Annotated in this window: 8 protein-coding genes and 1 pseudogene; 6 read left to right on the top strand and 3 right to left on the bottom strand. The window is 61.1% G+C overall.

Features of this window, described 5'->3' with window-relative positions; genetic code table 11:
* The first annotated feature begins 118 nt into the window (after nt 1–118).
* Together QC823_RS13700 and QC823_RS13695 are read left to right on the top strand one after the other, a co-directional pair.
* Nucleotides 119–541 carry a hypothetical protein gene (locus tag QC823_RS13700; protein ID WP_309656910.1) on the top strand — a complete coding sequence of 141 codons (423 nt, stop codon included), beginning with the start codon at nt 119–121 and terminating at the stop codon, nt 539–541.
* 59 nt (nt 542–600) lie between these two features.
* Nucleotides 601–1,353: an endonuclease/exonuclease/phosphatase family protein gene (locus QC823_RS13695; RefSeq protein ID WP_309656909.1), complete on the top strand. Its 753-nt coding sequence runs from the start codon at nt 601–603 to the stop codon at nt 1,351–1,353.
* A gap of 66 nt (nt 1,354–1,419) precedes the next feature.
* Here the strand turns inward: QC823_RS13695 and recD are convergent, their stop codons facing one another.
* From recD to recC, 3 genes are read right to left on the bottom strand one after another with little or no spacing between them, the layout of a single operon-like run.
* Nucleotides 1,420–3,777, bottom strand: coding sequence for an exodeoxyribonuclease V subunit alpha (gene recD, locus QC823_RS13690; protein WP_309656908.1), 2,358 nt, complete (start codon nt 3,775–3,777; stop codon nt 1,420–1,422).
* Entirely contained in the window at nt 3,774–7,478 is a 3,705-nt protein-coding gene (gene recB / locus QC823_RS13685) for an exodeoxyribonuclease V subunit beta (protein ID WP_309656907.1), read from the bottom strand. The genes recD and recB overlap by 4 nt, the downstream gene beginning before the upstream one ends.
* Nucleotides 7,475–11,071: an exodeoxyribonuclease V subunit gamma gene (gene recC / locus QC823_RS13680; protein ID WP_309656906.1), complete on the bottom strand. Its 3,597-nt coding sequence runs from the start codon at nt 11,069–11,071 to the stop codon at nt 7,475–7,477. Before recC ends, recB begins: the two co-directional genes overlap by 4 nt.
* 150 nt (nt 11,072–11,221) lie before the next feature.
* Between recC and QC823_RS13675 the strand changes: the two genes are divergently transcribed.
* The 4 genes and pseudogenes from QC823_RS13675 to QC823_RS13660 all read left to right on the top strand — a co-directional run.
* The gene (locus QC823_RS13675) at nt 11,222–11,650 is read left to right on the top strand and encodes a DUF2384 domain-containing protein (protein WP_309656905.1); all 429 of its coding nucleotides are present in this window, start codon (nt 11,222–11,224) and stop codon (nt 11,648–11,650) included.
* Complete coding sequence (locus QC823_RS13670; RefSeq protein WP_309656904.1) at nt 11,647–12,165, top strand: RES family NAD+ phosphorylase; 519 nt, start codon at nt 11,647–11,649, stop codon at nt 12,163–12,165. Before QC823_RS13675 ends, QC823_RS13670 begins: the two co-directional genes overlap by 4 nt.
* Before the next feature lie 88 nt (nt 12,166–12,253).
* Nucleotides 12,254–13,939, top strand: a complete 1,686-nt coding sequence (gene ilvD, locus QC823_RS13665; protein ID WP_309656903.1) for a dihydroxy-acid dehydratase — start codon at nt 12,254–12,256, stop codon at nt 13,937–13,939.
* An 87-nt stretch (nt 13,940–14,026) separates the two neighbouring features.
* Nucleotides 14,027–14,287 (top strand): annotated as a pseudogene (locus QC823_RS13660) (chromate transporter); the annotation flags it as partial.
* Nucleotides 14,288–14,394 lie beyond the last annotated feature (107 nt).

Genomic DNA, 14,394 nt, shown 5'->3' with positions numbered 1-14,394 from the left:
TTTCCATGAAAGCCTGTGCTCGGGTGGTGATGTTGTCAGAGACCCCATTATCTGAGCATCAGGCTTTCTTTAAAACTGTCCGAACCATTGAGCAACAGTAGTCCTATATCAAGCCTCAATGGAGGCGATTATCTCAAATGCTGTGTCAATAAACGATTCAGTCCGGAAGGTTTCCAAGGGCAACGGTTTCGCTAAGGATTGGCAAGCAGCCTTAAAAGTCCTGAATCAACCAGATCGTGAATTTCTGAAATATAAAGATGAGTTTTACAAAGAATTCCGCATTCCGTTAACTCATTTGCATCCCTACACCGAAAAGAGGCTCGAAAAGGTTCGATCTATAGATTTTGAGTCGGTATACAAGGGAGTTCGCTTTGGCTGGTGGGCACATGTGAGGCTTCTCATCGGTCTAGGACTCGCACCTGACAACATTCAAGATAACTGGGCTTATATTTGCAGTGGGGTCGACCTCCCGCCTGATCTTTTCCCGGACTCGCATCCGGATGTGCTGTGGAAGAACGTTTCTGGCCCCACAAATAACTAATCACGTCATTCGGACGCACTAAAGTGCGCCGGTGTGCTCTGCGTTAACTGTATTTACCTATGAAAGTTGTAACCTGGAACTGTAATGGAGCACTGCGACGAAAGCTTGCTGAAGCAGAGAGCTTGGAAGCTGATGTCTTGGTGATTCAGGAATGTGAAGACCCTGCGCTATCGACCCCCGCTTACAGGGAGTGGGCAGGTTCTTACCTGTGGGTGGGCGAGTCAAAAAATCGTGGTATCGGCATTTTTCCACGAAACGGTCATCGAGTTCAAAAGTTAGATTGGAACGGCAGCTTTTCTGTATCTGGGCTGTCCAGCAAAAGTGAAACACTGAATTGGAACACGGAAGATCTCAGGCTTTTTCTGCCTTTCACCATTGACGGAGATTTCACGGCACTAGCCGTATGGACGAAGGGGAGAAATGAAGAATCATTTGGTTATATGGGGCAATTTTGGAAGTATCTTCAGATTCATCGTGAAGACCTTTGCCGGCCAAAAACAGTCATTCTTGGCGATTTTAATAGCAATGTTCGCTGGGATAAGCCTGACCGTTGGTGGAATCACTCGGACGTAATTGCCGAGCTTAACGAGATGGGTTTCAAGAGCCAGTATCACAGAGTCTTCGAAGAAGAGCAGGGAAACGAAACCAGCCCAACATTTTTCTTACAGCGGAACCGCCAGAAGGCGTATCACATTGATTACGTTTTCACCTCGTCTGATTTTACGAAAGAATGTACTTTGCAGGTCGGTCGGCACGACGACTGGATTTCAATAAGTGACCACATACCATTGACGTTGAGCATCAGCAGTTAACAATCGGCTGCACAGCGACCGATTTTCCGCCGCGCTGTGGCTCCAAACCGGCGCGTGAGCCGGGCGTTAAATTCCTTCCAACCCACTAACCCTCATAACCTCCCTAGTTACCGCCTCATTCATTACCCCGCGTTTTGCTTCAATCAGCGTAAGCCAATCGCGGGCGCGGGTGATGCCGGTGTAGACCAGCTCGCGGGTGAGAATGGGGTTGATGGTGGGCGGTAGCAGCAGGGCGGTGTGTTTGAACTCCGAGCCCTGGGATTTGTGTACCGTCATCGCGAACACGGTTTCCACCGCGTGCAGGCGTGAGGGAAGTACCCAACGGATGGGCTTTTCCGGGTCGCTGGTGGGGAAGGCTACGCGTAAAAGTGTTTTGCCCGGCGTGCGCGGGTCGGGCACCGCTAGCGTGATGCCGATATCGCCGTTCATCAGTTTCAGGCCGTAGTCGTTTTGGGTGACGAGCACCGGGCGGCCTTCATACCAGCCTTTCTCCAGCGTGAAATCACTCCCGTACAGCAGCTTTTCGTGGCGCAATGTTTTGGCGATGCGCAGGTTCAGTCCTTCGACCCCCCACGGGCCTTTGCGCAGCGCGCAGAGCAGCTGGAAGTGGCTGTAGGCGCTGAGTAACGCGTCTGCCCAGTCGTTGTAGGCGTCTGCGCTTTCCTCAAACGATTCCCCGCGCGGGCGCTGGGCGTTCAGCACGTTCAGGTAGTGGCGGTAGCCGGTGGGTGGGGCGATGGGGGCGCCGTTATGGTCGGTGCGGCCTTCGCCACCGTTGATAAATTTGTCGGGGCTGCCGTGAATGACCAGCTTATCCAGCGCGGCGTCGTCGGTCAGCGTCAGGTGGTGCAGGTCCGGGTAGCCGTGGCGCAGCACCTGGTTCACTGCCTGGTGTTTTTCCTCTGGACGATGGTTGTGGCTTGGCTGGTTGATCGCCTGGGCCAGTTGGCCGATGCCGCTGTGCTCGTTAAAGCGGTGGCTGACCCGCAGCATGGTAATCGCCTGGTCGAGGGGCTGGCCCTGGGCGTCGATGTAGTCCGGCGGCAGCGGCTGGCCGGTGGCATGTTCCAGCCATTGGGCGGTCTCCGGCGTGTAGTGGGCGGCCTCGGCTCGGCGGCACAGGTCGCCCAGTACGGCACCGGCTTCCACCGAGGCGAGCTGGTCTTTATCCCCCAGCAGCACCAGCTGCGCCTGGGCGGGCAGGGCGCGCAGCACGGCGGTCATCATTTCGATATCCACCATCGAGGCTTCGTCGATCACCAGCACGTCCAGCGCCAGCGGGTTGGCGGCATTGTGGCGGAAGTGGCGGGTGTCGGGGTGAGCGCCTAGGAGACGATGAAGCGTGGTCACCTCAGTGGGAATCGCTATTGCGCTCGATGATACTGTGTTGAACCGCTCCTCAAACTGCTTATTTACAGGATGTAAACTCCGCGTTTTCGTCGCGCTTCGCCTTGTCTCATCTTCGCTCATGACGCGATTCGTTAAGAGCTGCTCTAGCTGATCAATCGGCAAATTATTCACTTGCCCGGCGATGGATTCATTCAGCCGGGCGGCGGCTTTGCCGGTGGGCGCGGCGAGGCGAATGCGTAGCGGCTGGTCATCGGGCGCTGCCAGTTGCAGGGTTTGCAACAGGGCGAGCAGGCGCACCACGGTGGTGGTTTTGCCGGTGCCGGGGCCGCCGGTAATAATGCCAAAGCGGTTGCGGGCGGCCAGGGCGCAGGCGGTTTTTTGCCAGTCCAGGGTGCCCGTGTTGTCAAAAAGAATCGTCAGCGCATCGGGGAGCAACGCCGATTCGCCGTCGGCGTTCATTGCTTCCAGACGATGGGCGATTTCCTGGTGCAGGGTTTGCTCGTATTGCCAGTAGCGGCGCAGGTAGAGCTTGGTGGTGTTGCCGTTGTTGCTGACCACGAGCGGCGTATTGCCGGGGCCGTCGCTGGCAAGCAATGGGTGGTTGAGCGCGGCTTGCCAGTCAGCAAGCGTGAGCGGGGCGAGCACTTGGCTGGGCAGCGGCGGCGGGTCGGTTAAATCGTCGCCTTCCGGCGGTAGCGAGAGCGCAAAGTCCGGCGCGCTGAGCGTAGCGTTGAGATCCAGGCACACATGGCCGCGGCCTAGCTGGTGGCTGGCAAGCGCGGCACCGAGCAGCAGTAGCGGCGGGGCGTCTGGCGCTTCCATGGCGAAAAAACGCACCAGGGCGCGGTCCAAATCCCGCAGCCAACCCCGCGCCACCCAGCGCTCGCACAGCGCCAGTAGTTCGGCCGTGTCGCTGAGCGCAAGGTAAGCGCTTACTTGCTCGGTAGCCGCCGTGGGCGTTGGCTCGCTCGGCTCTCTTTGCTCTCTCTGCTCTCTCATTTCGGCGGCGGTGTCGTCGAACAGGTCAAACGTGTGGGTGTCGCCTGGGTGGCCGTTGGTGCGTTTGCGGCTCATAGCGTGGCCTCTTGCGACGTGGTGGAAAATGACTCGCCGGCAAACAGGGCATCCAAGGCTTCGATCAGCTCGACCGGGGCGGGCTCGGCAAAGACCCCGCGCCCTGGGCTGCGGCTGCCGCGCAGAAAGACCGTCATCGAGCCGCCCAGGTGCTGGTGCGGGTCGTAGTCTGGCAGGCGCGCTTTTAACAGCCGGTGCATGGCCAGCAGGTATAGCGCGGCCTGCAGGTCGTAGCGTTTGGTCAGTAGCGCCTGGCGCAGGGCCTCGGGTTCGTAGGCGCTGTCATCCGGCCCCAAATAGTTGGATTTCCAGTCCAGCACGTAGAAGCGCCCCTGGTGCTCGAAGGCCAAATCAATAAAGCCTTTGAGCATGCCGTTCAGGGTGTCAGCATCCAGCGCGGGGCGCTCAACACCTGGCAGTAAGTGCTTGCTAACCAGGGCGTCGATGGCCTGGGTGTTGACCTCTTTGGCGGCGAACCAGAATTCTAGCTCAACCTGATAACTGCCAAGCTCCGTGAGCGGCACGCTGTCGCTTTGGTTCAGCGGTAAGGGCGTGGTCAGCAGCGTCGTTAGCCAACCGGCCAGCGGTGCTTGCCACGCCTGCCAGCCGCGCAACTGCACCCGTCGCCAGAGCATATCGTCAAGGGCATCGCTGTCGGTCGCGGCGCTGTCAAAGCCTTCTCTGCCGGCCCATTCCAGCAAGCCATGCAGGAAGGTGCCGGGGCCGGGGCCACGCGGAAACTTGTGCAGGTGAAACGCTTCCTGCTGGGTCAACTGAGATAGCTCCTGTGGTTCATCCAGCACTTCAAACGCCGTGGCTTCCTGGGCGGTGGTGGGTTCCAGGGGCGTGGCTACAGGGGCGGTGAGCGTGCCGGAAAGGCGCAGTGCCGAGTAGCTGGCAATCCACCAGTGTTCCTTGGCGGGGCGTTTGGGCGTGCGGGCGTGCCCCAGGGTGGTGGTTTGCTGGGGCGGCGCAAGGCGCAGCGCCGTGGGCTCGGGCGGCGAATTAACGCGAATGTCGCTGCCTTCAGTCAACTCTGCCAGCTTGGTGGCGAGTGCTTCTGGCGTGAGGGTCTTGCCGCCGTTGATCAGGTGGCCGATGGCGCTGTTTTCCAGCCCCTTGAGCGGCGCCAGCCCCAGCCAGGTGGCGTGGCGGGCGCGGGTGAGCGCGACGTAGAGCTTGCGCAGGTCTTCGCCCAGGCGCTCGCGGTCGGCGGTGGCCAGGGTGTCTTCATCCGCGCTCAGGCTGAGCTGGAGGTGGCCGTGGGCGTCGTGCCAGCGCAACGGGAGGTCCTTGTCGCTGACCGGGCGGTGGTTGGCGATAAACGGCAAAAACACCAACGGGTACTCAAGCCCCTTGGATTTGTGGATGGTGACTACCTTGACTAGGTCAGCGTCGCTTTCCAGGCGCAGCTTGTGGCTGTCGCCGTGGCTTTCCGGATCGGCGATGGCGTCATACAGAAAGCGAATCAGTGCGTGTTCGCCGTCCAGTTCCTGGCTGGCCTGTTGGAGCAGTTCGCCCAGGTGCAGCAAGTCGGTTAGCAAGCGCTCACCGTCTTCGAACGCCGCCAGCAAGCGGGCGGGAATGTCGAAATCCACCATCATGCGGCGAACCAACGGCAGCACGCCCTGGCGCTGCCACAGCCGGTGGTAGTGGCTGAACTGTTCGACCCGCGCTTCCCAGGCCAGCTCGCTTTGTTGCAGGTGGTCCAGGTCGGCCAGGCTGAGCCCCAGCACCGGCGTCGCCAGGGCGGCGCGCAGATGGGCTTCAGCCTGGCGGGAGCTGACCAGCGGATCGGCGCAGGCGCGCAGCCAGCGCTCCACCTGCGAGGCCATGGGCGAGCTGAACACCTTGTCGTGGTCGGAAAGGTAAACGCTTTTGACCCCGCGGCTGGCCAGCGCCAGGCGAATGGCGCGGGCTTCCTGCAGGCCGTTGACCAGTACCGCCATGTCGGAAGGCGTGAGCGGCGTGAGCTGGTCGTCTTCCTTGAAGCCGCTTTCTGCCTGTTGGCCGGCGCTGAGCAGTTCGGTCATGTGCGAGGCGCAGCGCTCGGCCATTTCGGTCTGGTAGGCAGTTTTGGATAGCGGCTCGTCGCTTGGCAGCGCCCAGAGCGTCATGGCGGGCAGCGGTTGGCCCTGGTGTACCAGCTGTTCGTCGCGGCCTTTGGCGGTGACCGGCTGGAAGGGCAACGGGTTGTCGCTGCCTTCTTCGCGGAACAAAAACGCCCCGGCGGGTTGCCGGTCGGCGTACGCGAAGCAGTGGTTAACGGCCTCGACCATGGCGCGGCTGGAACGGAAGTTGGTGCCCAGCGTGACGTGGCGGCCGGCGGTGTGCCTTCTGGCCTGCAGGTAGGTGAAGATATCCGCGCCGCGAAAGGCGTAGATGGCCTGCTTGGGGTCGCCGATCAGCAGAATGGCGGCGTCGCGGCGGGGCTTGGCGACCTCATACACCGCGTTGAAGATGCGATATTGGATGGGGTCGGTGTCCTGAAATTCGTCAATCAGCGCCACGGGGAACTGGCGCAGAATTTGCGCGGCCAGGGCGTCTTTGTTGGGCCCTTGCAGGGCGCGGTCCAGGTGGCTGAGCAGGTCATTGGGGCCCATTTCGGCGCGGCGTTCCTGCTCGCGTTCCAGGCGTACCTTGCACCACTGCACGGCGTGAATCAGCAGGTCGTTGCGCGGTTCGGGCAGGTTGGCGAGCGCGGTGGGCAGCTCGGCCAGCGCTTCCCAGGCGGCTGGGCAGGGTGGCGCGCCGTCTTTCCAGATTTCGGCCATGCCGTCCGGGGTGAGGCGTTTCCAGGCGGCGGGCGTCAGCGCGGGGCGTTCCAGGTCGCTTTCACTCCATTCGCGCAGCGCGCCCAGCCAGTTAGCGCGGCTTTTGGCGTTGAAGCTTTGGCCTTTGAAGGCTTTACGCTTGGCGGCGTCTTCCAGGGCGGGCACCAGCTCGTCCAGCCAGGCGGGCCAGGGGGCTTTCAGGGTGCTCAGCGTTGCCTGGCGTTCGGCCTCGGCGGCGCTCAGGGTCTCCGCCGGGTCGGGGCGTTGGCTGCCGAGGGCGTCGCTTTCGGCGAGCAGCCGGGCGACCTGGGCGTGCAGCTCGTCGGGGGATTTCCAGTAGCGGGTAATGTGACCGAGTGCCTCGGCGTCCAGCGGGTAGTAGAAAGTGCGCCAGTAGTCGCGCACCACTTCCTGTTCCAGCTCGTGCTGGTCGTTTTCCAGGTTGAGGGAGAACAGGCTGCCGCTATCGAAGGCGTGTTCGCGCAGCATGCGGTAGCACCAGCTGTGGATGGTGGAAACCGCGGCTTCGTCCATCCATTCGGCGGCCAGCTCTAGGCGGCGGGCGCAAGCGGGCCAGGTGGCTTCATCGTATTGGTCGCGGAGCTCTAGAAGGAGTGAATCAGCTCCCTCGTCGGCGGTGCCAGCCCGAAACACCCCAGCGGCTTCTACCAGCCTGTTGCGGATGCGTTCGCGCAGTTCCTGGGTGGCGGCGTTGGTGAAGGTAACGACCAGGATTTCCGGCGGCGTGAGCGGACGCACAAAGGCGGTGTCGTCTTCGCTGTGCTGACTGCCCAGCACCAGGCGCACGTATAACAGCGCAATGGTGAAGGTTTTGCCCGTGCCCGCGCTGGCTTCAATCAGCCGGCTGCCGTGGAGGGGGAGGGTGAGCGCGTTGAGCGGCGATACGCTGGTGGCATCCTGGCTCATTGGGCGGCTCCTGTGTCTTTGCCAGCGGGATTTTTGACCGCATAAAACAGCGGGGCGTAGAGCGCCTCGGTCAGTGCGGCGAAGCCACTTTCCGGTTCGCGGTGGTCATTGAACAACCGCTCGAAGCGGGGCCACTGGTGGGCCAGATAGGCACTTTGCGCAACTTCGCCGGTTTGGAAACGGCCGCCGTCATAGACGGTTTCGGCGGCGGCGTAGGCGTCGCTTTCCCGGCTTTTTTCGTCTGCCATTTCGGGCGTGCCTTGTTTGGTCAGCCAGGCAAACGCGGCCTGGGGCGCCAGCGGCAGCGGGGCGTTGAGGCCCGCTTGCCAGGCCGCCATCTGGGTTTCCAGGTGGGCGCGGGCGGTGTCGGAGGCGATGGGGTCCAGCGTGATGTTACCCGCCTTGGATAGCAGTTGGGTGGTCATCGGGCCGCTGAGATTGCCCGCCAGGTGCGCGACCCAGGGGCGTAGCAGGTGGGTCCAGCGGTATTGGCCGCGCCCGATGCCCTGGCTGATCAGCCTGCTACTGAGTAGTAGCAGGCGGCAGCGTTCGCCCGCTTCGTTCTGGCGCAGCTCGTTGAGCCAATCTTCCAGCACGATGCCATCGGCACTTTCTACGCGAACGGGCTCAGGCGCGGGTAAGGCGATGGGCCATTGGGCCAATGCTTCTTCGTAGGCGCTGAACAGGTCATCCATGGGCTCGGCCAGCGACTCGCGCATGCGCTCGCCAAAGGCCCCCATGGCGAGCACGCCCTGGCCCTGAAAGCGTTCCAGCTGGGCGTCGAGCGCTTCCAAGCGCGGCTCGCCGTTGTCGACTGCGTGGCGCTGGGCGGCGATCAACCGGTCCTGCAGCTGCCAGTTTTGCAGGCCATCCAGCGCGAAGGGTTCGGCGTCCAGCTCGGCGATGGCTTCCTGCTCGAAATACACCCCCAGCCGGGTGTTGAAGAAGCTACGCACCGGCTCGCGGAGAAAACCGCCGAGTTGGCCGAGGGATAGGCTAGCAGGGGTGTTTTCCAGTGGGGGCAGCTTTTCTGGCTGAGACGGTGGCGTTCTCGGGGCGTGAACGTCGCGCCATTCATGGGCATAGGTAAACAGTCGGTCGGACTCAGCGCTGTCTTCGAAATAGCGGCGGCTGAACGGCTGTAGCGGGTGCTCGGTGGTCAGGGTATCCAGCAGCGGCGCGCCGTGTTCAAAGCGCCAGCCGGCGTCCAGGTGGTCGCGCAACTGGCCGACCAATACCGAGGGCGGCAGCGGGGTATTGTCGATCTGGCTGCGGCCGACCCAGCTAATGTAGAGCTGGTCGCGAGCGGAGAGCAGCGCTTCGAGAAACAGGTAGCGGTCGTCTTCCCGGCGGGAGCGGTCGCCGGGGCGGTAGTCGCTGCCCATCAGGTCAAAGTCCAGCGGCGGCTGGGAGCGAGGGTATTCGCCGTCGTTCATGCCCAGCAGGCACACCCGCTTGAAGGGGATGGCGCGCATGGGCATCAGCGTGGCGAAATTGACCGCTCCGGCCAAAAAGCGCTGGGAAAGGCTGTGCTCATCGATCTGCGCCAGCCAGTGTTCGCGCACCAGGGAAAGCGGCAGCGGCTCCTCTAGCCGGGCTTCGCGGCTGCTTTCGAGTATTTGCTGTAGGCCGTTTTCCAGCTTGGTGAGCATCACGCTTTCCTGAGCGTCGTCGGTCAGGAAGAAGGTTTCCAGAAGCCCACGCAGCCGCGCCACCCAACTGGCGGCATCGGTGGGCTGGCGGAAGGTCTCCCAGGTGGCTTCAAGTTTTTCCAGCAGAGTCGCCAGCGGCCCGGCCAGGCCCGCTTCCAGCCCGCCGATATCGTCAAACGGTTCGATGCCTTGCCAGGCATCGCCTTCGCCCACGGTGTAGCCCAAGAGCAGGCGGCGTAGGCCAAAGGCCCAGGTGTTCTGGCTCAGCCCGCCGGGTAGCTCCAGGGTCTGGCGCTGCCTGGCGTTGAGCCCCCAGCGGATACCCGCGCCTTCCATCCAGCGTTCCAGTACCGGCAGGTCGCGCTCCTCCAGACCGAAGCGCTGACGCAGGGCGGGCACGTCGAGCAGATCCAGCAGGTCGCTGACCGAGAGGCGTAGCTCCGGCAGGCGCAGCAGCTTTTCCAGCGCAATCATCAGCGGCAGGCGGTGGCGGCTGGCTTGGTCGGAAAGCGTGTAGGGAATATGGCGCGGGTCGTCGCTGGCGAGCTGGCCAAACACGGCTTCAATATGCGGCGCGTAGCGGTCGATATCCGGCACCATGACGATGATATCCCGCGGGCGTAGATTGGGGTCGGCGCTGAAGGCGGCCAGCAGCTGGTCGTGAAGAATCTCCACTTCCCGCTGCGGGCCGTGGGCAATATGAAACACCAGGGAGTCATCTGCCGGGGCGAGCGCGGGCCAGTGGTTTTTTGTTTCCGCCACCGGGCGCAATTCGCGGATGTCGTCCTGGAGTTGTGTCAGCAGGCAGCCCTGTTCGCTTGAGAACGGCTCGAACATATCAATGCGCAGCGCCTGCTGCTCAAACAGGGTCTGGTAGTCGCCGGTGTCGTCGTGTTCATCCAATAGGCGCAGGTAGTCGCGACCCTGTTTGCCCCAGGCGGCGAGCAGCGGCTGGGCGTGGAGGTGCAGGGCATCAACGGCGTCGCCGGTGCCGAGCACATCCAGCGCTTCCGGCATGCCGGACTTGCGCCGCTGGCGGTAGCGACTGGCGCGCAGTAAGTCCTTGTGCTCGATGATATCCGCCCAGTAGTACTGGCAAGGGTTGTGCACGCAGAGCACCACCTGGCAGCAGCGCGACAGCGCCGCCAGGGCTTCCAGGGTTTGTTGGGGCAGCGACGAGATGCCGAAAATCATCAGCCGCCGGGGCAGGCCCGGTGGGCAGGTCTGGCCGTCAAGCTGTTCGGTGGCTTTCAAAAAGCGCCGATGCACCTGGGCGCGGCTGCTGTTGAGGCCTGCTTCGCCCTGGGTGGCAGCAACGTCTTCACGCAGAATGCGCCACAGCGCAGGCTGCCAGCGCTGGTGTTCTTCCAGCGGGCGGGCTTCGCCTTTGGCGGTAATCAGTACGTCGTCGCCGTTGGCCCAGGCGTCCAGCCAGTCGGCGCGATACACCTGGTACTGGTCGAACAGGTCCGCCAGCCGCTCGGCCAGCTGGTAGTGCTTGCGCTGGTCACGGTCGACTTCCAGAAACTGCGCCAGCGGGGCAAAGACCTCTTGCTCAGCAAGCGTCGGCAGCAGGCGTAACAGCCGCCAGACCAGCCGCGACTTATCAAACGGCGAGGTTTCTGGGACGGCGTCTGCATTATCCGATACGTGAGTCAGCACCGTGCGGTAGGCCTGCCACAAAAACCGTGCGGGCAGCATCACGTCCAGCGCCGCGGCGATCCCTGCGCCGCCATTTTCCGGGTCTTCCGCCAGCGCCAATTTCAGCCACTGCCCGATCCCGTTGCTCTGCACCAGAATGGTTTCATTTTCCAGCGGCCCCAGCGGGTGCAAGCGCATCCACTCCACCGCCAGCCCGCGTAAATCTTCCAGGCGGTTGCCGTGAACCACCATAAAACCGGGCGTTAACGGCGTTTGCGAAAGCAGCGAATTGGCGGGCATGCACGAGGTTCCTTCACGGCAGTGGTGGTGGCTAGATCTATGGTGCCATAAGTGGTTGGCCAACGCTCAATGCATTAGCCTCTTGGCTTTTAACTGCTATGATGAATATAAGTTGTTTTTTAGTTGCATAAGTGCAGCGGGAGGCTTGTCATGACAATAGCGATAGAAGAATCACATAGTGAACCGATGGGCTATCAAGCCCCAGACTCCTTTGCGCGCTTTCTTGCTGACTTGAAAGGTGTCGCGCGTGAAGAACGCCAGCCGCTCATCAACCCTAAGCTGTTTGCCAGCGCGCTGAGCATGGATATTCAAACGCTGGCCAGTCACGCGCACGTGCATCGCACAACCATCTATAGAGCGCAGGGCGCAGAGAAACTTCAACGCTTTCTTCGTGAAGCACTTAGGGTATTGGGTGCAGCGGCTGATATTAATGGTGACTTCCATGATGCGTTGTTTTGGTTTCGCAATGAGCCTATCGGTGCCTTTGATTATAAAACGCCTGAGCAATTAGTGAGCGAAGGCCGCGCCGATGACCTTCTTCGGTATGTCAAAGCGTTACAAGCTGGTGTGGTGGGATGATTGTACTGCCAGCGCTAAATACTCAGGCCTATCGTGTGCATGTGCCAAAATGGGCATTTTCGCCCACTAGCGGTGCTGGAGCGAGAGAGCATGGTGGTCGATTAAACCGCCCCGGCATGGCTGCTGTATATTTGGCGCTTGATGATCAAACAGCCTTGGCCGAGTACAAGCAGCTGTCTGCCTTGATGCCGCCAGGCCTAATCGTCAGCTATACAATAAGCGTTACTCAGCTTGTCGATTTTCGTAACGGTTATAGCATGCAATGGGACTCCCTCTGGCAGGAACTTTATTGCGACTGGCGCAAGCTTTGGTTCAATGAACATATCGAGCCACCGAGCTGGCTATTAGGCGATATGGCATTAGCACAAGGGACGAAAGGCGTTCTGTTTCCTTCTTTGGCAAACCCGTTAGGGACGAATCTCGTGCTTTATACTGATAATCTGACAGAAAGTGATTTATTAGAAGCCTACGATCCGCACGTTGATCTGCCTCGTAACGCACGTTCCTGGCAATAATGAACTTATGTCCCTTTTAGTCTTGCGCGAAAGTGATGGCATCGCCAAGCTATGCCGATACCGTTAACACAGCTGAGAGATATGTCACATGATTGAACCGTCGAATAATACCCGCCGCCATTCCGCCGCGGTGGTTGATGGCCCCGGTAAAGCCGCTAGCCGTGCGATGCTGCGCGCCGTAGGTTTTAACGACGACGATTTTAAAAAGCCTCAGGTGGGCGTTGCGTCGACCTGGAGCATGGTGACGCCATGCAATAGCCACATTGGCGAGCTGGCCGAGTTTGCTCGCGACGGCGCTGACGCGGCGGGTGGCAAGGGCGTGATTTTCAATACCATCACCATTTCCGATGGTATTGCCAATGGCACCGAGGGCATGAAGTACTCGCTGGTGTCGCGCGAAGTGATCGCCGACTCCATCGAGACAGTGGCGGGCTGCGAAGGCTTTGACGGCCTGGTGGCGATTGGTGGCTGCGACAAGAACATGCCCGGCTGCGTGATGGGCCTGGCGCGGCTCAATCGCCCCAGCGTGTTTGTCTATGGCGGCACCATCATGCCCGGCGAAGGGCATACCGATATTGTGTCGGTGTTTGAGGCCATGGGCGCGCACTCGCGCGGCGATATCGACCTGATCGAACTCAAAAACATTGAAGAAACGGCGATTCCCGGCCCCGGCTCCTGCGGCGGCATGTACACCGCCAACACCATGGCCTCAGCCATTGAAGCGCTGGGCATGAGCCTGCCGGGTAGCTCGGCGCAGAACGCCATTTCCCGCGATAAACGTGAAGACTGCCAAGCGGCGGGTGAAGCCGTGCTGGCGCTGCTGGAAAACGATATCAAGCCCTCTGATATCATGACTCGCCAGGCATTTGAAAACGCGATTACCGTCGTGATTGCACTTGGCGGCTCGACCAACGCCGTGCTGCACTTAATCGGTATGGCGCGCACCCTTGATGTGGAGCTCTCGCTTACCGACTTCACCGAGATTGGTAAACGCGTGCCGGTACTCGCTGACCTGCGCCCTAGCGGCCACTACATGATGAGCGAGCTGGTGGCGATTGGCGGCATTCAGCCAATGATGAAAATCCTGCTGGAGGCGGGGCTGCTGAATGGTGATTGTCTGACGGTTACCGGCAAAACGTTGGCTGAAAATCTGGCCGACGTTGAGCCGTACCCGCTGGATCAGCAAATCATCGCGCCGCTAGGCAACCCGATTAAAGCTGAAAGCCACCTGCGTATTTTGTTCGGTAACTTAGCGCCGGAGGGCGCGGTGGCTAAGATTACCGGCAAGGAAGGCACGCGTTTCAGCGGTTCGGCACGGGTGTTTGGCTCTGAGGAAGAAGCCCAGGCGCGGATTAACGACGGCACGGTGGTCGCGGGTGACGTGGTGGTGATTCGCTACGAAGGCCCCAAGGGCGGCCCCGGCATGCGCGAAATGCTTACGCCTACCTCGGCGATTATGGGCCGCGGCCTGGGCAGCGACGTGGCGTTGATTACCGATGGCCGCTTCTCCGGCGGTAGCCACGGCTTTGTGGTCGGCCATGTGTCGCCCGAGGCGTTTGAAGGCGGCCCGCTGGCGCTGGTCGAAGACGGCGACGCGATCACTATTGACGCGGTGGCCGATACCATCGAAGTGGATGTTTCCGACGAAGAGCTAACGCGCCGCCGCGCGGCTTGGAAGCAGCCAGAACCACGTTATCGCCGCGGTGTATTGGCGAAGTATGCCAAGTTGGTCAGCTCCGCTAGCACCGGCGCAGTGACTGATATCGAAGAGTAAAGGGTAACGAAGAGTCACGTTGTCATGTGGTTGTCAAACGCCAGGGTTAACCTGGCGTTTTTATTTGCGCAATTAAGGGTTTGAAGGATGCAGGCATCGCGGCTCAGCGAGGTCTTTAAGGCGTTTTTGTTGCTGGGTGTAACGTCCTTTGGCGGGCCGGTGGCGCACCTGGGTTACTTCCGCACTGAGTTTGTTGCGCGGCGGAAGTGGCTGAGCGAAAGCGCCTACGCCGACCTGGTCGCGCTGTGTCAGTTTCTACCGGGCCCGGCGAGCAGCCAGGTAGGCTTTGCGTTGGGGTTGATGCGCGGCGCCAACGCCGCGGTGGTCGGTATTTTAGCCGCGGCGCTGTATCAGCCGGTATGGACCAGCGCGATTCTCGGCTCGTACGAGTTTGCGCTGGTGCTGACCGGGTTTTTACTGCTGACCGTGTGGAAGCTGCCCGCGTGGGCCGTGGT

The organism is Vreelandella vilamensis (genome assembly GCF_031451755.1).
Taxonomy (GTDB): domain Bacteria; phylum Pseudomonadota; class Gammaproteobacteria; order Pseudomonadales; family Halomonadaceae; genus Vreelandella; species Vreelandella vilamensis.
This window is presented reverse-complemented; position numbering and strand designations above follow the sequence as displayed.